Below are 19,101 nucleotides of genomic sequence, written 5' to 3'. Positions count from 1 at the left end.
GAGCCAACGTACATACAAAAGTCCCCTTACTTCCGCTTCCCCTTACTCTTCTTATCCCTCAACCGCGCCTTCGTCTTCCCACCCTTAGCCTTCCGCGCCTTGCCCGACCGGTCCGGCGAGCTATGTACTACCCGCCCATCCTCCCCCACCGCAGTCTTCTTCGCCTTCTTCGGCCCCCGCAGCGACCCCATCCCACTCGCCGTCTGCACCTCCTCATCCGAGGGCAGCAAAGCAAACTGCAACCGCCGCTGCTGCCGGTCGATCCTGTCCAGCAGCACATGCACCCGCTGCCCCATCTTGAACACCCGGCCGTTCATCCCCCCCACGATCGTCCGGTCCGTATCGCGGAAGTAGTACCGATCATCCTGCAAAGAACTCAGCGGCACCAGCCCCTCAATAAACAGGTCATCCAGCTCCACAAAGAACCCATACTTCGTGCAGCTCAACACAATCGCGTTGAAGTCCTCGCCCACCCTGTCCTGCATGAACTTGATCTTCTTCCACTCCATCAGCTCACGCTCGGCATCGTCCGCCCGCCGCTCGCTCTGGCTGCTCTCCGTCGCAATCGCCGCCAGCTCCGCCTCCGGAATCGGCCCCTCTAACTCGACCCGCTCACCCCGCGCCCCACGCTCCGTCTTCTTCCCTGCCGCGGCATCGACGGCCATCTGCCAGGGCTGCGGATCGTCGCTCAAAATCGCCCCACCCCGTGTATCCTTGCCCTCCCGAATCAGCTCCCGCAACAATCGATGCACAATCAAATCCGGATACCGCCGAATCGGCGAAGTAAAGTGCGTATAGCTGGGGCTCGCCAGCGCAAAGTGCCCCACATTCTTCTCGCTGTACCGAGCCTGCTTCAAGCTTCGCAGCATCAGGAACGCCAGAATCCGCTCCTCCGGCTTTCCCGCAATCTTCGCCGTCAGCCTCTGATACATCTGCGGAGTCACCGGAATCGCATCCGGAACCTCATGCTGCTTCACCTGCCCCCCGCCCCCGCCGCCGGAGCCGCCCCGCCTCACATCCCGCCGGTCGCTCTTCATCGTCATCCGCTTCACCGGCAGATTCCCAATCCCCAGCGAGTATCCAAAACCCGCCGCCGTCTCCTCAAAGTCCACAATCCGCTTCGGGTCCGGCGTCTCATGGATGCGGTACACACTCGCCACCCCTTGCCGTTCGATCCACGTCGCCACGCACTCATTCGCGCTCAGCATGAACTCCTCGATCAGCCGGTGCGACCACCCCCGCTCGCTCCGCACGATGCTCTCCATATTGCCCTTCGGATCGAACCGTATCACCGGCTCCGGCAGATCGAAGTCGATCGATCCCCTCCGCCGCCGCTTCGCATTCAGCTTCAGCGCCAGCTCCAGCATCCGTTCAAACTCCGGCACCAGCTCCGCAAACTCCGCCCGCGTCTCCGCGTTCCCATCGATCACGCCCTGCACCTGCGTGTACGTCATCCGCCGCGCGCTGCGGATGATCCCCTCGCACACCTCGTACCCCAATACCTCGCCGCGCCCGTCAATCTCCATCACGCAGCTCAGCACCAGCCGATCCTCATCCGGCCTCAGACTGCACATCCCACTCGAAAGCTGCGGCGGCAGCATCGGAATCGCCCGGTCCGGAAAGTAAACGCTCGTCCCTCTGAGCCTCGCCTCCAGATCCAGCGCCGTCCCTGGCCGCACATACGCGCTCACATCCGCGATATGCACCTGCAGCTCCCAGTTCCCGTTCTCCAGCTCCCTTACCAACACCGCATCGTCGAAGTCCCGGGCCGTCTCCCCATCGATCGTCACAATCGGCAGCCCGCGAAAGTCCCGCCGTAACTCCAGCTCCTCCGCATCCAGCACATCCACCGTCTGCGCAGCCGAGTCCGTCGCCTCCGCCAGCACATTCGCCGGAAACACATGCGGCAGATGATGCTTGCGGATAATAATCTCCACATCCACCCCAAACCCATCCGGATCGCCCAACACCTCGATCACCCGGCCCTTCGCCGGCCTTCCCACCCCCGGAAAGTCGTTAATCTCCACATCCACCGCCAGCCCCTCCAGCGGCTGCGTCAGCGTCGGGTCCATCCAATCCAACTGCTGCACCCGAGCCTCCTCCCCCAGCACCCGGTGCGGAGTCTCCGGAGCCACCACCGGAATCTCCATCCCCTCCGGAATCAGCACCGGCTGCGTCATCCGCTCATCCAGCGGAGTCACATAATTCCCATTGATAATGGGCTCCCGATCCCACGCCCCACCCCTCCGATGCCCCCGCGCATAATGAAAGATCCCCACCACCGTCGGATTCCGCCGCGTCAACACCCGGGCCACCCGCCCGCTCCTCCGCCCGTCCCGCCCCGGCGGAGCCTCGTCCACCAGCACCTCATCCCCCTGCATCGCGCCGTTCAGCTCATTCGGAGGAATAAACAGGTCGTCGCTTCGGTCCACACTCCCGTTCGGGCGCACAAACCCATACCCATCCCGATGCAGATCCAGCCGCCCCGCCAGCAACCGGTCCCGCGTAGCCCGCAACTCCTTGCCAGCCGCACCACTCTCAGAGATCTCCACGCCTCGCCGGTCATACATCTTCTTCCCCGCACGAGCCGTCTTCTCCGGCGCAGCCGCCGGCAGACTCCACTGCTCATCCGCCGTCTTGACCAACTCTCCCCGAACCGTAATCCGAGCCAACTGCTCCAGCAACAGCCGCCGCTCCCGCCCCCCACCCAACCCCAGCTCCCGCACCAGCTGTTTGTACCCGGCTCGATGCCCCGCCGAGCGCTGAATCAACCTCAAAATCTCACGATCACTCTGGGGATACGGTGTCTGCGCCATCTCATACTGAGCATATCGCGCACCCACCAACTCCGCACGCTGTCAGTTTTTATCCCGCTGCAATAACGCCCGGGCGCCTCATCCTTCGCGCCTTGCGAAGGGTGGGATCTCAACTATTCCAAACCGGCCCCAATCGATGAAGCCAGCCAACGAAGCCTAGCTTCAACCATCACCGCCGAGCACTCAAAGAAACCGGCTCACCCTTCAGCTTCTCCGCCGCCTGCTCGAGCGTAGTCTCCGCCGGAGTCCTCCGGAACTCGCTCTTCACATCGTCCTCCTGCTCTCCAATCGTCTTGAACAGCAGCGCCTTTCCCTCGATGTGCACATGCGACTCCGTAATCTGCCAGATCTTCGGAGCCAACTCCCGTCGCTCGATCTCGAACGTCCCACCCTTCTTCATCCGGCCAAACAGCCCAAACCCGAACTTCACATCGTCCGTCAGCTTGCCCTTGATCGTCTGAATCCGGTGCTGGTCCTTATCTACGACAATCTCTCCCGCCATCGACGCAAACACTCGCGACTCCATCGTCGGCGGATTGAACTCCGGATTCGGCACAAACCCCAGCGTCACCGCCTCCCCGGAGTCATTCACCACTTTCCACAGAAAGGCGTCCGGCAGCATCCGCAACAAATCCTCCGCCCGCTTATCATCCTGGGCTCCATCCTTCCGCTGCTTCGCCTGCTGCGCCGGATCGTGCACAAACGTCTCGATCCTCGCATCCTCTTGCTTCAACTCCGCATCGTTCAGCGAACGCCCATTGTGTTCGATCTTTTTCTTCAGCGCACCCTTCGCCGTCTCCACCACCCGAAAGATCGACTCACCCTCCGCATTGCGGTACGTGTCCTTGTACTCCCAGTGCGAGTGGTCGTCCCGGCTCGCATCCAGCTCCGTCTTCATTGCGACCCGCACCATCTCCTGCGCCTTCGCATCCTGCGATTCCTGTTGTTGCGCTCGCGCAGCCAACGCGCAGAGCGAGAAAACCAACACTCCCACCCAAAATTTACTTGCAAAAGAGGCTTTCGCTTTCATCACCGTGCACACCTCAATTAATGAGACGCCCGCCAATAAAAGAAGGGTTGGCTAATGCCCCTATCCCACGCCCCTGCGTCACTTACCCGACAAACCCGCCACCAATGCGGTGCACCGCCTTTTGCAGCCTAACCGCAATAGAGTGGAGTATCGTGCGCAAGCACAACCGTCTTCCTCAACCTCGAACTACCCAACCCACTCCACCCGAACACTCTTCTTCCCCAACCGAAGGATCGGAGAGTCTCCAAGCTGATGCTTCGAAACGATACGGCTGCTGATCTTCTCCCCATTGATACTCACAGCGTTCTCCGCGATCTTGCGTGTCGCCTCTCCCGTCGACGCGGCCAGGCCCGCGAAGTGCAGCAGCTTCGCCATTCGAACACCACCACCCAGGTCCCCAAGCACATCGACCAACCCGTCTTCGTCCCAGGACACCCGCACCACCGGCACATCCTCGCTCACGCCACGCTGCTGAAACTGCGTAGCCCAGCTCTCCGCCGCCACCTCCGCCAGCTCCTCCGAGTGGAAGTCCGCCGTAATCACCCGCGCCAGATTCTTCTTCGCCAGCATCGGATGCAAAGCGCCACTTGCCACGTCCGCCTTCATCTGCTCGATCTCGCTGCCCCGCAAGTCCGTCAAAAACACCCAGTACTTCCACATCAGCTCGTCCGAGATCGACATCAGCTTCCCATACATCTCCGCCGGCGACTCCTTGATCCCGATCGCATTCCCCAGAGACTTGGACATCTTCTGCACGCCATCCAAACCCTCAATAATCGGCATCATCAGAATGCTCTGCTGCGGCTGTCCGAAGTGCTTCTGCAGATCCCTCCCACGCATCAGGTTGAACTTCTGGTCCGTCCCCCCCAGCTCCACATCGCACTTCAGCGCCACCGAGTCATACCCCTGCGCAATCGGATAGATCAGCTCATGCAGAGCGATCGGCTGCTCCTCATTGAACCGCTTGTGAAAGTCCTCCCGCTCCAGCATCTGCGACACCGTAAACTGCGCCATCAGCTTGACCATGTCGTAGTAGCCCAACGTATCCAGCCACTCCGAGTTGTACCGAACCTCGGTCAGCACCGGGTCAAGGATCTTGAACACCTGCTCCTTATAGGTTTCCGCATTCGCCGCGATCTCCTCCCGCGTCAGTGGCTTACGCGTCACATTACGCCCCGTAGGATCGCCGATCAGCGCCGTCGAATCCCCGATCAGGAAGATGACCACATGCCCCAACTGCTGAAAGTGCCGCAGCTTCCGAATCAAAACCGTATGCCCCAGGTGCAGATCCGGAGCCGTAGGATCGAACCCCGCCTTGATCCGCATCGGCACCCCGGTCGAAATCGACCGCGTAATGCGCTCCTTCAGCGCCTCCAGCGGCAAAATCTCCGCGGCGCCCTTCGTAATCAGATCAAGCTGCTCTTCAAGCGACGGAAAAAAAACGGACATATTCTCATTCTCAGACAAGGAAGCGGACATATCCGTCCAGTATAAATTCCACTCCTACATCCGGAAGCAGCACAAATCCGGGTGCCCCACCCTTTTTGCAGTCTCACCGCAAATAGGGTGGGGTATCGTGCGAAGCACGACCGCCCTCTTATCCCGACCTCATCTCTCCGGATGCCGAAGAACACCGGGGTGGAGGCCCCCAGAAGGAGCAAAAGCTAAGCCTTATAACCCATCCCCGCCAAAACCCCACGCATATACGCAAAGCTCTTGATTACCCCGGGCATCGGGTCATCCGCATGAATCTCATACTCCAGATCCACATACCCCTTGTACTGAATCGCCAGCAGAGCCTCAAAGATCCCCTTAAAGGGAAGAATGCCGTCGCCAACATCTACCTGGCTATCCCGGCTCTGGTAGTTCGCCAGATCCTTCACATGCAGGTCGAACACCCGTGGCCCAACCTCCTTGATCGCATCCACCGGATTGACTCCCGCCCGCGCGCAGTGGCCCACGTCGATGCAGCATCCCATCCGCGGGTCCATATCCTTCACCACCTTCAGCACATCCAGGGGCGAATGCCACATCGGATCCTCCGGCCCATGGTTATGCAGCGCAAACTTGATGTCGTACTCCTTCACGAACTTCTCGATCCGCTTCATAATCGCCGGAGTCGGCCCACCCGCGACCACCACTGCGATCCCAGCCCGCTTCAGGTAATCGAACTTAGCCCGAATATCCTCATCCTCGTCCTTGTTGAAGGTAACCGTCCCGCCAGCGGTAATCTTGATCCCGGCAGCCTTATAAGCCTCGACCGCCACAGCTTCATCCGCCGCGGCGAACGGCAGATGGTCCTTAATATCCTTGCAATTCACCGTGCTGATCTTCAACTGCTTCAGATTCTCGATCAACTTATCCCGCGTAAAGCTGCGGAAGGTGTAGCTCGCCACACCCAGCTTGAACGGCGAAGCCTGCACCGGGCCCGGTTCAGCGACAGGTGCAGCAGAGGCAAAAGCAGCAGAAGGAGCAGAAGCTGCGGCGGCAAGCAGCGCACCGGAGCGAACAAAATCGCGTCGAGACAAGGTTTTCTTCATGCGCAGGATGCTACGCGAACCACCCAACCACAGGCAAGGCTCTCGGTCAGACCACTCTCAGGCCTGCTCCTCGCGGTCCGCCATGGCGAGATAGATCAGCACCACCCCCACCACGTCGAACATCCGCCCAGCAGCCTCCTGCCCGTTCCACATCTTCGACTGCCACATCAGGAACCACTCCGCCCCCACGCTCAAAAACGCTCCCAGCCACATCAGCAGACTCAGCGTCAGCGCCGCGATCCCCATCCGCTTCGCCACATTGAACTCCGCCGCCGGAGCACGCAGCTTCACCGCCAGCCGCGCCGCGCCCCACACCGCAAGCACCGTCGTCAAAATCTCCCACGCAATAATCGAGTCGTAGAACGCATGATGCACCCACGTCGAGTTGATCGCTCTCCACATCCCCGAGTTCCCCGGAAACGTCGAGTCCATCATCAGCACATGGTGCACAAACTGGTAGTTCGAGCCGTAGTCCGTAGTATTGTTGAACACCACCAGGAGAGAGTAGAAACCCACCGCCAGCAGCAGCAAGCACTTCGAAACCCGAGTCATCATGCCGCTCTACTCCTTCGCCAGACTGGCAAAGTAAGCCCGCAGCGCGGCCACAGTCTCATCGTCATACTTCGGGTTGCCCGGCATCTGCGCCTTCGCATTCACGCTCACCGGATCGTGGACATACTTTGTGAAGGTCGCGCCATCCGTCTTCGCCACCAGCGTCAGCGTCTCCCACGACCAACCCGCCTTGATGCCTCCATACGGCCCCGCGTTATGGCAGCGCATGCAGTTCTGCTTCGCAATCGCGAACCCGGCGCGCTCCGGCGAGCCCTCTCCAAACTTAGCCGCAGGAGTAATCGGCCCAAACACAGCCTGACTCCTCTTGAACTCCAGCTCCACCACCCCGAACGGAATCTGCGCATTCTCCTTGTGCGCAAGAACCTGCCCAGTCGGCACAAAATCCGCATAGCTGATCATGTACGGTCCCAGATCCATCTTTCCCGCCTTCCGCGCCCACTCCCCCAAAGGCACGCCGTCGATCGCCAACACCAGGATCGGCCGATGCGCCGCCACATAAGCCGCCGGCAGCATCCCCACGTACCCATCCGTGCATCGCGCCATCAGCAGGTCTTCACCTGCTGGAACCTTCAGCCTGCGCTCCAAATCCTCCACCGCGACGCCGGTCACCTTCACGCCGGTCGTATGCCACAACACCGTGACGTTCTCATCCTTCGTCGCCGTAACCTGCGGCAGCCCCAAAAGATCTTTATAAGTTACAAATCCATGCACGGCAGCCGAACCGCTCGACGCTGGCCAGCTCACCTCCAGGTCGGTACGGCTCTCTCGCGTTGCATGCAGCAGAGAGCCACCCTCCGCGGCCGCAACCTTCGACACACGCGAAACCGAGAACAACCCGCATCCCAGTACCGCACCAAGTGCAACCACACCAATCAGTTTGGCTCGCTTCATACGCATAATCCTAACGATATCTTCACACTCGGCGATATGCGAAATCCTACTCATCGCGCTACGATCAAAATAAGTTCAACCATAAGAAAGCCTCTTCCCATCATGTCCATCGCCGAACGGCTCACCGCAGCCGGAGTAATTCTTCCCCCGCCTCCCACCGCCGGAGGGAACTACCTCTCCGCCAAACGTATCGGCTCCATGCTCTATCTCTCCGGCGTCGTCTCCACCAACACCGACGGAGTCATCACCGGAACCGTAGGCATTGATCAAACTATCGAAGAAGGCTACACAGCCGCCCGCGCCTGCGCCCTCACCCAGCTCGCCGTCATCCAGCGCGAAGCCGGCACCCTCGAAAATGTCGACTCCATCCTCTCCGTCAACGGCTACGTCAACTGCATCGCCGGCTTCCCCGACTCCCCCAAAGTCATCAACGGAGCCTCCGACCTCCTCGTCGAGATCTTCGGAGACGCTGGCCGCCACGTCCGCGCCGCCGTCGGAGTCAACGCCCTGCCCCGCAACGCCCTCGTCGAACTGCAAATGACCGTACTGCTAAAAAATGAAGCCATACAAGACATAAAATGAGCCGATGCAAAACCCCTCGCCTCTGAGCCTGCTCCAACAACGTCTGGCCTCAGGCGACATCACCCCCGAACGAGTCGCAGCCGAAGCCCTCACCCGCTCCAACACCAACGCCAGCCAAAACGTCTACCTCACCCAGGACTCTGCACGAGTAACAACAGAAGCGAAAGCTGCAACCCGAACGACCTCCAACCTCCGCCCGCCGCTCTACGGCATCCCGATCTCCCTCAAAGACTGCTTCGACCTCCGCGGCTACACCACCTCCTGCGGCTCCCGCTTCTACGCCGACCACAACACTCCCGCCCTCGAAGACTCCTGGCTCGCATCGCAGCTCAAGCAAGCCGGAGCAATCATCACCGGCAAGACCCACATGCACCAGCTCGCCTACGGAATCACCGGTCAGAACGCCGACTTCGGCGACTGCCTCCAACCCGCGGATCCAGACCTCCTCACCGGAGGCTCCTCCAGCGGAGCGGTAGCCAGCGTTCAGGAAGGCTCCGCCTTAGCCGCCATCGGCACCGACACCGGAGGCTCCATCCGTGTCCCGGCAGCCCTCTGCGGCCTCGCCGGATACCGGGCCTCCATCGGCATCGGAGACTGGCGCGGAGCCGTCCATCTCGCTCCCTCCTTCGACACCCTCGGTCTCCTCTTCCGCGATCTCCGCGACGGACCCATCCTCGCCGAGGCCATCTTCCACCTCGCTCCTCCCGACGCGCCCATCACCAACCCCACCATCGCCACAGTCCCTCAATCCTTCCTCCACGACTGCGAACCCGAGGTCCTCGCCGCCTACGCCACCCAGCAAGAGACCCTGCGTCGCTCCGGAGCCACACTCCACGAGATCGACACCGCCTTCTGGTCCGAAGCCATGGACATCTTCGCCCCCATCCAGGCCCACGAAGCCGCCGCCATCCAACGCCAGAAGCTATCCGCCTTCGGCTCCCCGAACTTCGCCGTCTTCGAGCCCAGCATCGCCGAGCGCCTCACCTGGGGCGAAACCTTCACCCCCGAAGCCATCGCTGCCCTCCGTCAGCGACACGCCTCCTTCCGTGCAGCCATGGACACAATCCTCACCCAACACGACCTCCTCCTTCTCCCCTGCGCCCCCATGCGCCAGCTCCGCGCCACTGAAGACCACACCCAAACCCGCCGCAACATCCTCCGCTACACCACCTCCATCTCCCTCGCCGGAGCTCCAGCCGTCACTCTCCCTCACCCCGGAGGAGCCGGCCTCCAGCTCGTAGCCGCCCGCAACCGAGATGCCGCGCTCCTCCGCTACGCCGCCACCCAATTCCTCCACTAGCAGGACTTGGCAGCCCAACAACAAATCCGCAAGACATCCCGACACCCACCTCTCTAAAATTTTCTCGCCCTCCTTCACTCTTATCTAGCAATTCCACACAAAGCGGGAGTAGAGTATTGGCTCCCGGCCGAGTGGATGGGGGATTTTAACCAGGGCGGGACTGGTCTCCAGGGAACTCTGAAATGCGCACTACGTGACCCAACGCATCTTGTCCCGAGAAGGCTAAGGATTGACATAGAACGGCTAGCCGGGCCCAAAGCACGGACATGCTGGATTTGCGGTACGAAAATCCCACGGCTTCACCTTGGGATGCGACCTGCTTCAACCGCGGGGATGCTCCTGCGGTGGAGGAAGGGTTTGAAGGAGTGTTCTGTGATGAAGTGTCTTCTTCGTCCGTTCGCTGTTCTTCTGGAAGTCCTCCTATTCCTTTGCCTTTGCGTACCTTTCGATGCGGCCCAGACCGCGCAGTCAACGGCCAGAGCCGACACCAGCTCTCCCCCCATCGCGACCGTCACCATCCCAGGTCCGCTCCGCTCCTTCATGCGCCTCGCCAGCATCAGCCAGAAGGTCTCGCCGGAAGACGTCCTTCCCCTGCTGGCTCGAAACATCTACATGCAGGGCTATCGCGGCGGCGTCCCCACCGAATACCTCATCCTCCTGGACCGCTACGTCCATCAGGCCCGCGAACTCCAGATCCTCGCCGGCTCCAACAACACAATCCGAGTCGCCAGTTGCGACGACGCCGGAACCCTGGTGCAGATTCTCGGCTATCGCCTACGTCAAGGCTGCGGCCAGAAAAACGTCCTCCTCGAAACAGCAAACCCCGAGCGGGCGTTCCTCACCATCGACTCCGGCTTCCCCCTCACCGAGCTCGAAGAGGCCCTCCAGTCAGGAACCCCCTTCACCTATCCCTACCCCGCCACCCAGGTCCCGGCCCTCTATCGCGAGAGCGATTGGGTCTCCCTCAACGCAGGCGAAAGGCGAACCTTCGGCAATCTCCTGGACATCCTCTTAAGCAACCCTTCCATCGCCCGCCTCTACTGGGCCTTGACGAAGAACGACGCCGAGACCTCGGTCGCCCTGCAGCGTTCCGTGGGGCTCAGAAAACTGCTTCCCTTCGCCCCCACCCTCGACTTCTACGGAAGCCAGATCTGCATCCGCTCAGGCCGCGTCATCACTCCCGGAGCACCCGCCACCGACGCCGCCTGGAAAGACCTCGTAGGCGCCAGCCCCGACGCCCCGGGAGACTTCGTCACCCACCTGCTCGCCAAGGACGTCGGCTGGCTCGCCGCATACTTCGACGTACTGGCCCGCGTCAATCGCAAGCAACAGGTGCACCTCACCGAGGGGCCGCGCCTGAAGCATCTCTATGAAGCCTTCCGCGACCCCGACCTCGATCTGACCGCGACCCGGGGAGTCTTTCGCAAAGCCCCCGACCTCCTCGTCCTCTTCACCCGCCTCGAGTGGCAGCCCGACGGCGAGCTTCGCGTCCCCGGAGGTCTGGAGGTCTGGAAAGACATCTTCCAGCAGAAGTCCAACTCCAAGACCGTTCATGACTGGGCCAAGCGCGCCCGCTCCTGGAACCAACCCGAGCAGCTCCTCGAAGGCATGACCGCCCTCTCCCGCGTAGAGAACGAGAGCGGACCGGTCCGGATCTATCTCACTCTCAGCGAGCTCGATAAGGAACGCTCCCCCGAAAATCGCCTCTCCGCCGAGACAGTCCGCCTGCTCGCCAATAAGTTCTCCGAGTTCGGAGACTGGTATCTCGTCTTCTCCGAGTTCCCCGACCTGAATGACGCCTCCATCTCCCGCTTCCTGACCCTGGCCTCCTCGATGGAGGGGATCTCCAACCTGGCCCTGCGCGGAAACGCCCTCGGCACCTTCCAGGCCAACGTAGGCCTCTGGCAGATCCTCGCCCGGCAAGGGGAAATCCCCAGCGCCCAGATCAACGCCTCCTGGCAGAAGATGATGGAGCCCTTCGCCCGCATCTCATCCCCCACGCAGCTCTTCGACGCCGTCCACGCCTCTCTCGGAGAGATCCTTCTCGCCTCCAGCGGAAAGCCGAACCGCTCTCAGGACGAGATCGTCGACCTCCTCGCCAGCCCTCCGCAAGACACCCCAGACGGACAACGCATTCATCAGGAGATGGCCGTCAAGATACGCTCCGTCCTCAACGACCAGCGCCTCGCCACCCTCGACACCCTCTTCGCCCTCAGCGACGGGCTCAAGGAGATGAAGCCCGGCGGAGCCACCAGCGAGAGGCTGCTCGCCCTCGCCGCGGAGTTGCACGAGTTTGAGATGCCTCGCCCCATCTTCACCAAGAGCGAGAAGATTAGCTGGGCCCCCAAGGTCTACAGCAGCCACCATGCCGAGCTGCAGGTCAAGACCGACCTCACCAAGGTGATCAAAGGATCCGCCTCGCGTTCGCAGTTGGACTCCGCTCGCGGCCTGCTAATCCCCTTCCTCAGGGACACCCTAGTAGGCCTCAACTACGCCTACTACGAACCACCCGGCGCGCAGGTGCTTCACAACAATCCTCTCTTCGTCCGCTCCCACGACTTCTCCGGAATGTCCATCATCGGCGCGGATCGCCCCTGGCGCGCTCCAGTCCTGATGGGAGTAGGAACCCCAGCCGGAGGCGGCGCCTACCTCATGGGCTCTCTGGCAGACCTCTCCTACGCCTTGGCCATGACCGAGCAGGACTTCATCGCCCCAGAAAACGTACAGGCTCTCATCTGGAAAGAGCTCGCCCCCGCCTTATTGGTCAGCGCCACCCTCCCCCGATGGTGGACAGTAAGCCCCAACGAGCTACGTGCCGTGGCCCTCTACCAAAAGGGCGGCGAAGAACTCTTGATCGCAGCCGTCAAAGACCCGCCGCTGCGTGAGAAAGTAATCGACATCCTCTCCGACCGCATGGCCCCCCAACGCCTGGACCGCATCTCGCAATCCCTCCAGCGCGGAGAAGCGCCAGCCGTTATGCTCCCCCGCATGATGCCCGCCGAGACCTTCTACCTCGCCGTAGAGTTTCGCCAGCGGTTCCCTACCGAAAACGCCTCCCTCGGAAAGCCCGGCCTGGAGTTGGACACCCTCTCCCAACGCTACCCCGCCGAGGTCGGCTGGAATCGCCTCTCCCGGGACTTCGGCGTCCCCCATCCAACCCTCGCCCGAACCAACGCCCGCGAGCTGCTCAACATGGAACCCGTCCCCTTCTTCGGCGGCTACTCCAGCCGCCTCTTCGGCGAATCGTGGGAGTCCGGAAACCTCTACTGGGCCCGCCTCGCCGACGAGCTCGGCTATCCACCCGTCATGCTCAACCGCCTCGTGCCCGAGCTCACCCTCCGCATGACCGCCAAGATCTTCGCCACCGAACTGGAGGACTGGCCAGCCATGCTCCGCGCCATGCAGGAGACCGGACAGGAGCTTCGCCAGGGCAAGGTCGCCGCGCTTCCTCTCTCGAATACGACAATCTCTCGAACCGAACCCCCGGCGGCAGAGCGGCCGGAAAAATAACCAGACGTGCGCTAAGGAGGATCATGGCAAAGCAATATCACCTCTTGCTTCTATGTTTGATTTCGCTCCCTATCTCCTCAGGTGGAACCGCAGCATCGGCCCAGGAAGACGCGTCCCGCATCCACGTCAACGTCGTCCTGGTACAAGTCAACGTAGCCGTCACCGACCGCAACGGAAACTACGTAAGCGGCCTCCGTCCCGAGGACTTCGTCGTCACCGAAGACAACATCTCCGAGAAGATCTCCACCTTCGACGAAGGCAGCGAACCCACCCGCCGCCTCATCATGTCCGAGTCCACCTCTGACAACTCCGTACCCGCCGACCCCGGCAAACCGGACTCCGCCTCCTCCGATCCGGTCAGAATCCCCACCTCGCAATACGCCGGTGCCAACGTCTTCATCCTCTTCGATACCAGCAACTACATGTACAAAGAGTTCGTCTTCGCCCAGGACGCCATCGCCGACTTCGTCCGCTCCCTCGAAGGCGTCAACCAGGTCGCCCTCTACTCCTATAGCCGAAATCTCTCCCGCGTCGCCACCCTCACCTCCGACCGCTCCAAGATCCTCCGCAGCGTTCGCAGCACCGTAGCCGGAGACGACGAAGCCCTCTACAACTGCCTCCTGCTCACCGTAAAAGACGCCGCCCATCTCACCGGCCGCAAGGCCATCGTCGTCTTCTCCAACGGCCCCGACAACGCCAGCCTCGTCCCTCCCGAAGACGTAGCCGAACTGGCCCAATCCACCGGCACCATCATCTACATGATCAGCACCCAGGAGGCGCAGAAAGAGCCCATCTCCTCCGCCGTCTTCGAGCGCGTCAGCAAAGCCACCGGCGGCAAAGCCTACTTCTCCCGCAACTGGCGCGATCAAAAACAGGCCTTCGCCTCCATCCGCGACGACCTCGCCCACCTCTACACGCTGAGCTACTACCCCCAACCAAACCCCAACCGCGGATGGCGTGCGATCAACGTAAAGCTGGCCGGAAAAAATCTGCAAAAATACCACCTGCGCACGCGCGTAGGATATCGCCTACTCAACCAGCCCTGACCCGGTCAGGCGGCGTTTAAATCGAACGAAACGTTCCCACCGGCATCATCCGAATCTCCGCCACCGCCGGCGGCTTACCCTCCGCCGACCTTACCCGCGGTTGCATGACCTCAGACTGGCGGACCTCTTCGAGCCTACGGTCTCGCCGCAGATGATGACTCTGCTCCGCCAGCGCACACGCCTCCGAGCAGAAGTGATACACCCGCTCCACGCCATCCGCCGCAAAACCCCAGTCCACCAGCGCAAATCCGCCTCGAACCACCCAGCCCATCAGCCAGCGGTTCCCTGCACCCTTGATTCCGCCGCACACATCACACGTATAACTCTCCTGCCGCATACATCACCTCAGGGAGCGCCCCGCCAACAAACGCCACATAATCGGATCGAGCCTTATGGGTCTTTGGGGGCCGGACCAAATCGACCTACCTCACCGGCGGCCATAGGGCGCTCCATTTACATTGAATTCGATGAGTTCCAGGCCCCAAGTGATTCCTCGGCCCCAGCGATTCTCCCTACTCCTCGAAAAAATGAGCGATGCTGTCGAAGAATCGCGCCGGCTGCTCCACCCACGGAAACTGCCCCGAATTCTCCAGCACCACCATCTCCGACTGCGGAATCCCCGCATGCAGCCGCTCCGAAACCACCGCCGGAGAGAAAGGATCGGCACTTCCCGTCAGAATCACCGTCGTCGCCTGCACCTTCGACAGCTCATCCTCCTGCTTGATCGGGTGCAAACTATTCGAGTTACGCAGACCGAAGTACGCCCACACCGAAGGCGTATTCGTAATCGTCTTCTGCAGCTTCGGCATGCTCTTCGCGGGATTGTACAAATAAAACGGCAGCACATCCTCGAAGTACCGCTTGAACTCCTCATCCGTCTGGAAGCTATCCTTCAGCCGCGCCACCGAACTCTTGTACCGGGGATCGTCCCGCCGCGCATCCAGAAACTTCTTGAACGCAGCCGAAGAATCGAACCCCGCCAGAGAGCTCTCTACCAACGCCAGCTTCCGCACCCGCGTCGGATAACGCGCCGCATACTCCACCGCGATCGATCCGCCCTGCGAGTGCCCGATCAGATCCAGTGAATTCAGCCCCCAGTACACCCGCAATTGCTCCAGATCGTCCGCCATGTCGGAGGTGCTCATCTGCGTCTGCTCCGCGGGACGGCTCGACTCCCCGCTCCCCCGCGGATCGTAAAACAGCAGCGTAAACCGCTTCTCCAGCGGCGCAAGACCATTCTGCAAATACGGCGACCCAATCCCCCACCCCGGCGCCTGCACTACCAGCAGCGGACCATGCCCAGCCACATAATAATGAAACTTCAACCCATGAAGCTCAGCGTTATGCTCTCCCACAGCAAGCTGCGGCGTACTTGGAATAAACGAAGCACTGCGCTCCGGCGTAGACCTCCACGCTGCAAATCCAACCGAACCAATCATTAAAAACACGAACGCCGCTATAAATTTTCTCGACATTAAATTCCGTCTTTCCCACAGTCCACCGTGAATCTCTTGAATAAACGTTCCCGTCGCAAAGAAAACAAGGGGAACCGTGGTCTATTCCTTCCTCTTTACCCTGTCTCATAGATCTAGATGAAAAGATCGCCATGGAAGAACCACAAATTGCAGATTCGTACGAAGGATCAGGCAGATGCAGCCCTCTTTTGTCTATGATTCCTTCAAACAAGAGGAACCGGACGCATGGATAAAGCGGATCGTCATCCCACCGCAGACCGCCTCTCCGCAATTGTGACGAACTCGCTGGACACTCCAGTGAAGACGCAGGATCTGGCGCGTCAGGCATACCAAAGCCGCACGCAATTCCACAGATTATTCCGAACCATAGTCGAAGAAACCCCAGCAAGCATGCGGCGTCGGCTGCTGATGGAAAGAGCAGCCTATCAACTGACGCACACCGAAGTGTCGGTCACAGACGTCGCCCTGGACGCCAACTACGGTTCATTAGAAGCGTTCACGCGCGCCTTCCGCAAAGCCTTTCGAATCTCTCCCAGCCTCTACCGGCGCATGCGCGATCCGCACTTTCACTTACCCGCGCCCAACAAGATTCATTTTTTTGCCCCGAGTTCATCAAGTACAAAAGGAGAAAGCGACATGGACCTATTCGATCGTTTTGCAGGCAATGACTCCTGGCACACGCGGCAACTCCTGGAATACGCGAGTACCTTAACCGACGAACAACTGGATCGGCCCCTACCCACGGTCGTAGAGCTGCTGCCCTGGCGCGAATCAAATAAAACTCTAAGGCATCTCTTAGAAAACATCATCTTCACCAAAGAAGTCTGGACCGCCGCACTCTCCGGAGCAGACATGGATATCAACGGCCCTCCTGCGTCGCAGCGCACACCGCAAGCGATGCTGCAGCGCCTCGAAAAGACCGACACCGAGATGCATCGCATCTTCACCAACGTCCGAAACCGCTCCGCCTGGGACGATACCTTCGTCGACGCCCTCTGCGAACCCGCCGAGACCTTCACCTTCGGCGGCGTCTTCGCCCACATCATGACATTCAACGCCCATCGCCGGCTGATGGCTTTGGACGTCCTACGCCAACTCGGCGTCCAAAGCGAAGGCTTCGGCGACCCCATGGAGTACGAAGAAAGTGTCGCTCCCTGGAGCCAGCGAACCCTACTCAAAACCCCATAAAAAAATCCGTACAAAAACCAGGTCGCTAAGAAACTCAAACAAGCAGAAAAATAGAAAGACGTAGCCACGATGAAAACGGAACTGCTGCGATTCAACGGCGCCGTCGAGCGCGACCCCGCTATCGACGCATGGATGAAAGCCCACGCAGAGGAACTAGGAGCCATCGCGCACCACTGGTTCGAAGCGATGCGAAGATGCGGAGACGAAGTCCGCGAGCTCCTGCACGACGGCTGCCCAGTCGCATGCCTGGGAGACGTGCCCTTCGGCTACGTCAACGTATTCACCTCGCACGTAAACGTAGGATTCTTTCAAGGTGCAGCCCTGCCAGACCCAGCCCACCTACTACAAGGCACCGGTAAATTCATGCGCCACGTAAAGTTGAAACCCGAAACAACCACCGACACCGCAGCCCTAAGCAAGCTCATCGATACGGCATACTCAGATATAAAAGCACGCGTCGAAAACAGCTAGCTCAGAAAATCCGTTACGGGGTGTAACCTTCTGGAGAAGTACGATCGACGGAGGTTTATAATGCTACGCCTTCCGACACTTTTCGCAACGATTGCAGCGGTTGCCCTCATTTTAGGTCTGGGTTTACGGCTCGATCTTTCAACCGGACTGACCCTCACGCTGCCGAAAACAACCTACCTCATCTCTTATCGAATATTGTGCTTTGGCGTAGCCACATGGTTTTGCCTATTCGCATTCCTTTACTCCATTCGGATCATCCCTTGGAGTGCACAAGCGGCTACGTGGCACTTTGGACTCAGCCTCGTGTTGGTGGCACTCTTCATCACTGCCGCACTTGGAATGGACTGGCCCAAGCTGAATGATGGGTCATCAACAATGGCGATAGCCTTCATGCTGGCCTTCAGCCTCACGCCGATAATTTTTCTCCTGCTCCAAGGATTCTTCGTCGTCGACGGCCTGCGGCGATGTTGGCCTCTGCTTCGCGGCTGATAAGACCGTCCCTTCCGAGAAGCGACTTTTCGCTGGCAGCCGCCGGCATCGCGCTGAAGTGGAGCTTATCGGGCACCTTCATCATCGCAGGAGCGATGGTGCTTCTTGTCACGCTGTCTGCAGCCGCCCACCGGCCCGTTCTCGAGATCGACTAAGCGACAGCATCAGGGACTCACCCTGCATTCAATTGCGGACAAGAGGCCACGCACGTCTCCCTAACCGAACAACCTGACCCATCAGCGACGATGCGTTAACTTAGCTTGAGCCGTGCTACTTCCGGTATCGCTGGCGACCGACCCAAACCTCGACATGCGCCGCCGAAAGAGAGACAAACTGCCAATCACGATAGGATGAAACACATCGAATAGGTCTCTCGGACGCAGGAAACATCAGGAGGCATTCTGGATCACAAAGTTCTGGACTTCTATGAATCGCTTGCGACCCATTACCACTTGATCTTCGAAGACTGGGATCGGGCGATCGACCGTCAAGCGAAAGTTCTTGATCATTTATTGAGAGCTCAACTCCCTGGCCGGCCTCTCAGAATTCTGGATTGCGCGTGCGGTATCGGGACTCAAGCGATTGGATTCGCAACGTCTGGCCATAAGGTGACTGCATCGGATCTAAGCAAAGCGGCGGTAATGCGCGCCAGACACGAAGCCAAAATTCGCGGCATGGAAATCTCCTTCTTCGTATCAGACATGACATCGATGCTGGAGATTACGGAAGACAACTTCGATGTAGTGGCTGCAATGGATAACGCTCTACCGCATTTATCCAACGAGCAGCTTCAACGCGCACTCAGAGTCATTGGTTCTAAGCTCCGGCAAAACGGTCTGTTCATCGCAAGCATCCGGGACTATGACGAACTCCTCAATCAAAGACCTGGCATGCAACAGCCTGCGTTTTATGGAGCCCCAGAAGAACGGCGCATCGTGCACCAGGTCTGGGATTGGATCGATCCCGCAAGATATATCGTTCACCTTTACATCACCGAAAAATCGAATCACACTTGGACCACACATCATTTCGTCTCTGAATACCGATGTATCCTGCGCAGCGAACTGTCAAACGAACTCGAGTCTGCGGGCTTCAAAGACGTGCAGTGGCTCATGCCAGACAAGAGCGGCTACTACCAGCCGATTGTTGTGGCGAGATGGAATCTCACATCTTGATAGATAACGAACAAC

Annotated in this window: 16 protein-coding genes; 7 read left to right on the top strand and 9 right to left on the bottom strand. The window is 59.9% G+C overall.

The features are described from left to right. Window positions 1–26: 26 nt before the first annotated feature. From HB393_RS03165 to HB393_RS03140, 6 genes are all read right to left on the bottom strand, one after another. On the bottom strand, window positions 27–2,816 hold the full coding sequence (locus HB393_RS03165; RefSeq protein WP_213804094.1) for an RNB domain-containing ribonuclease: 2,790 nt from the start codon (window positions 2,814–2,816) through the stop codon (window positions 27–29). Window positions 2,817–2,985: 169 nt separating this feature from the next. After that, a complete protein-coding gene (locus HB393_RS03160) occupies window positions 2,986–3,810 on the bottom strand; it encodes a hypothetical protein (protein WP_213803713.1) in 825 nt (274 codons plus the stop codon). Between the two features lie 222 nt (window positions 3,811–4,032). Then, entirely contained in the window at window positions 4,033–5,295 is a 1,263-nt protein-coding gene (gene tyrS / locus HB393_RS03155; protein ID WP_213803712.1) for a tyrosine--tRNA ligase, read from the bottom strand. Window positions 5,296–5,510: 215 nt separating this feature from the next. Then, a complete protein-coding gene (locus HB393_RS03150; protein ID WP_213803711.1) occupies window positions 5,511–6,386 on the bottom strand; it encodes a sugar phosphate isomerase/epimerase in 876 nt (291 codons plus the stop codon). A gap of 57 nt (window positions 6,387–6,443) precedes the next feature. After that, on the bottom strand, window positions 6,444–6,941 hold the full coding sequence (locus HB393_RS03145) for a DUF2165 domain-containing protein (RefSeq protein WP_213803710.1): 498 nt from the start codon (window positions 6,939–6,941) through the stop codon (window positions 6,444–6,446). 6 nt (window positions 6,942–6,947) lie between these two features. After that, the gene (locus HB393_RS03140) at window positions 6,948–7,850 is read right to left on the bottom strand and encodes a hypothetical protein (RefSeq protein WP_213803709.1); all 903 of its coding nucleotides are present in this window, start codon (window positions 7,848–7,850) and stop codon (window positions 6,948–6,950) included. Between the two features lie 102 nt (window positions 7,851–7,952). On the opposite strand from HB393_RS03140, the gene HB393_RS03135 reads away from it, so the two are divergent. The 4 genes from HB393_RS03135 to HB393_RS03120 all read left to right on the top strand — a co-directional run bounded on the left by HB393_RS03135 (window position 7,953) and on the right by HB393_RS03120 (window position 14,288). Further along, the gene (locus HB393_RS03135) at window positions 7,953–8,432 is read left to right on the top strand and encodes a RidA family protein (protein WP_213803708.1); all 480 of its coding nucleotides are present in this window, start codon (window positions 7,953–7,955) and stop codon (window positions 8,430–8,432) included. A 4-nt stretch (window positions 8,433–8,436) separates the two neighbouring features. Further along, window positions 8,437–9,732 carry an amidase gene (locus HB393_RS03130; protein WP_213803707.1) on the top strand — a complete coding sequence of 432 codons (1,296 nt, stop codon included), beginning with the start codon at window positions 8,437–8,439 and terminating at the stop codon, window positions 9,730–9,732. 375 nt (window positions 9,733–10,107) lie between these two features. Then, entirely contained in the window at window positions 10,108–13,242 is a 3,135-nt protein-coding gene (locus HB393_RS03125) for a hypothetical protein (protein ID WP_255550766.1), read from the top strand. 23 nt (window positions 13,243–13,265) lie between these two features. Continuing rightward, window positions 13,266–14,288: a VWA domain-containing protein gene (locus HB393_RS03120; RefSeq protein WP_213803706.1), complete on the top strand. Its 1,023-nt coding sequence runs from the start codon at window positions 13,266–13,268 to the stop codon at window positions 14,286–14,288. Window positions 14,289–14,304: 16 nt separating this feature from the next. Here the strand turns inward: HB393_RS03120 and HB393_RS03115 are convergent, their stop codons facing one another. Both HB393_RS03115 and HB393_RS03110 read right to left on the bottom strand, forming a co-directional pair. Then, on the bottom strand, window positions 14,305–14,625 hold the full coding sequence (locus HB393_RS03115; protein WP_213803705.1) for a hypothetical protein: 321 nt from the start codon (window positions 14,623–14,625) through the stop codon (window positions 14,305–14,307). A gap of 175 nt (window positions 14,626–14,800) precedes the next feature. Continuing rightward, window positions 14,801–15,763, bottom strand: coding sequence for an alpha/beta hydrolase (locus tag HB393_RS03110; RefSeq protein WP_213803704.1), 963 nt, complete (start codon window positions 15,761–15,763; stop codon window positions 14,801–14,803). A gap of 225 nt (window positions 15,764–15,988) precedes the next feature. Here HB393_RS03110 and HB393_RS03105 point away from each other — a divergent pair, with 225 nt between their 5' ends. After that, window positions 15,989–16,951, top strand: coding sequence for a helix-turn-helix domain-containing protein (locus tag HB393_RS03105; RefSeq protein ID WP_213803703.1), 963 nt, complete (start codon window positions 15,989–15,991; stop codon window positions 16,949–16,951). 69 nt (window positions 16,952–17,020) lie between these two features. Further along, complete coding sequence (locus tag HB393_RS03100) at window positions 17,021–17,422, top strand: DUF1801 domain-containing protein (RefSeq protein WP_213803702.1); 402 nt, start codon at window positions 17,021–17,023, stop codon at window positions 17,420–17,422. Window positions 17,423–17,828: 406 nt separating this feature from the next. On the opposite strand, the gene HB393_RS03095 is transcribed toward HB393_RS03100, so the two are convergent. After that, the gene (locus tag HB393_RS03095; RefSeq protein WP_213803701.1) at window positions 17,829–18,023 is read right to left on the bottom strand and encodes a hypothetical protein; all 195 of its coding nucleotides are present in this window, start codon (window positions 18,021–18,023) and stop codon (window positions 17,829–17,831) included. A 340-nt stretch (window positions 18,024–18,363) separates the two neighbouring features. Here HB393_RS03095 and HB393_RS03090 point away from each other — a divergent pair, with 340 nt between their 5' ends. Then, window positions 18,364–19,086 carry a class I SAM-dependent methyltransferase gene (locus tag HB393_RS03090; protein WP_255550765.1) on the top strand — a complete coding sequence of 241 codons (723 nt, stop codon included), beginning with the start codon at window positions 18,364–18,366 and terminating at the stop codon, window positions 19,084–19,086. The last annotated feature ends 15 nt before the right edge of the window (window positions 19,087–19,101 follow it).

This window comes from Granulicella sp. dw_53, from assembly GCF_018449545.1.
Classification (GTDB): domain Bacteria; phylum Acidobacteriota; class Terriglobia; order Terriglobales; family Acidobacteriaceae; genus Edaphobacter.
The sequence above is the reverse complement of the archived record's forward strand: the minus strand, read 5'-3'. Positions and strand labels throughout refer to the sequence as shown.

What these genes read in the sequence shown, in the direction of transcription:
- HB393_RS03165 (WP_213804094.1), bottom strand. Translation starts at nt 2,816, where the DNA reads ATGGCGCAGACACCGTATCCCCAGAGTGATCGTGAGATTTTGAGGTTG.
- tyrS (WP_213803712.1), bottom strand. Translation starts at nt 5,295, where the DNA reads ATGTCCGTTTTTTTTCCGTCGCTTGAAGAGCAGCTTGATCTGATTACG.
- HB393_RS03150 (WP_213803711.1), bottom strand. Translation starts at nt 6,386, where the DNA reads ATGAAGAAAACCTTGTCTCGACGCGATTTTGTTCGCTCCGGTGCGCTG.
- HB393_RS03145 (WP_213803710.1), bottom strand. Translation starts at nt 6,941, where the DNA reads ATGATGACTCGGGTTTCGAAGTGCTTGCTGCTGCTGGCGGTGGGTTTC.
- HB393_RS03140 (WP_213803709.1), bottom strand. Translation starts at nt 7,850, where the DNA reads ATGAAGCGAGCCAAACTGATTGGTGTGGTTGCACTTGGTGCGGTACTG.
- HB393_RS03135 (WP_213803708.1), top strand. Translation starts at nt 7,953, where the DNA reads ATGTCCATCGCCGAACGGCTCACCGCAGCCGGAGTAATTCTTCCCCCG.
- HB393_RS03130 (WP_213803707.1), top strand. Translation starts at nt 8,437, where the DNA reads ATGCAAAACCCCTCGCCTCTGAGCCTGCTCCAACAACGTCTGGCCTCA.
- HB393_RS03125 (WP_255550766.1), top strand. Translation starts at nt 10,108, where the DNA reads ATGAAGTGTCTTCTTCGTCCGTTCGCTGTTCTTCTGGAAGTCCTCCTA.
- HB393_RS03120 (WP_213803706.1), top strand. Translation starts at nt 13,266, where the DNA reads ATGGCAAAGCAATATCACCTCTTGCTTCTATGTTTGATTTCGCTCCCT.
- HB393_RS03115 (WP_213803705.1), bottom strand. Translation starts at nt 14,625, where the DNA reads ATGCGGCAGGAGAGTTATACGTGTGATGTGTGCGGCGGAATCAAGGGT.
- HB393_RS03110 (WP_213803704.1), bottom strand. Translation starts at nt 15,763, where the DNA reads ATGTCGAGAAAATTTATAGCGGCGTTCGTGTTTTTAATGATTGGTTCG.
- HB393_RS03105 (WP_213803703.1), top strand. Translation starts at nt 15,989, where the DNA reads ATGGATAAAGCGGATCGTCATCCCACCGCAGACCGCCTCTCCGCAATT.
- HB393_RS03100 (WP_213803702.1), top strand. Translation starts at nt 17,021, where the DNA reads ATGAAAACGGAACTGCTGCGATTCAACGGCGCCGTCGAGCGCGACCCC.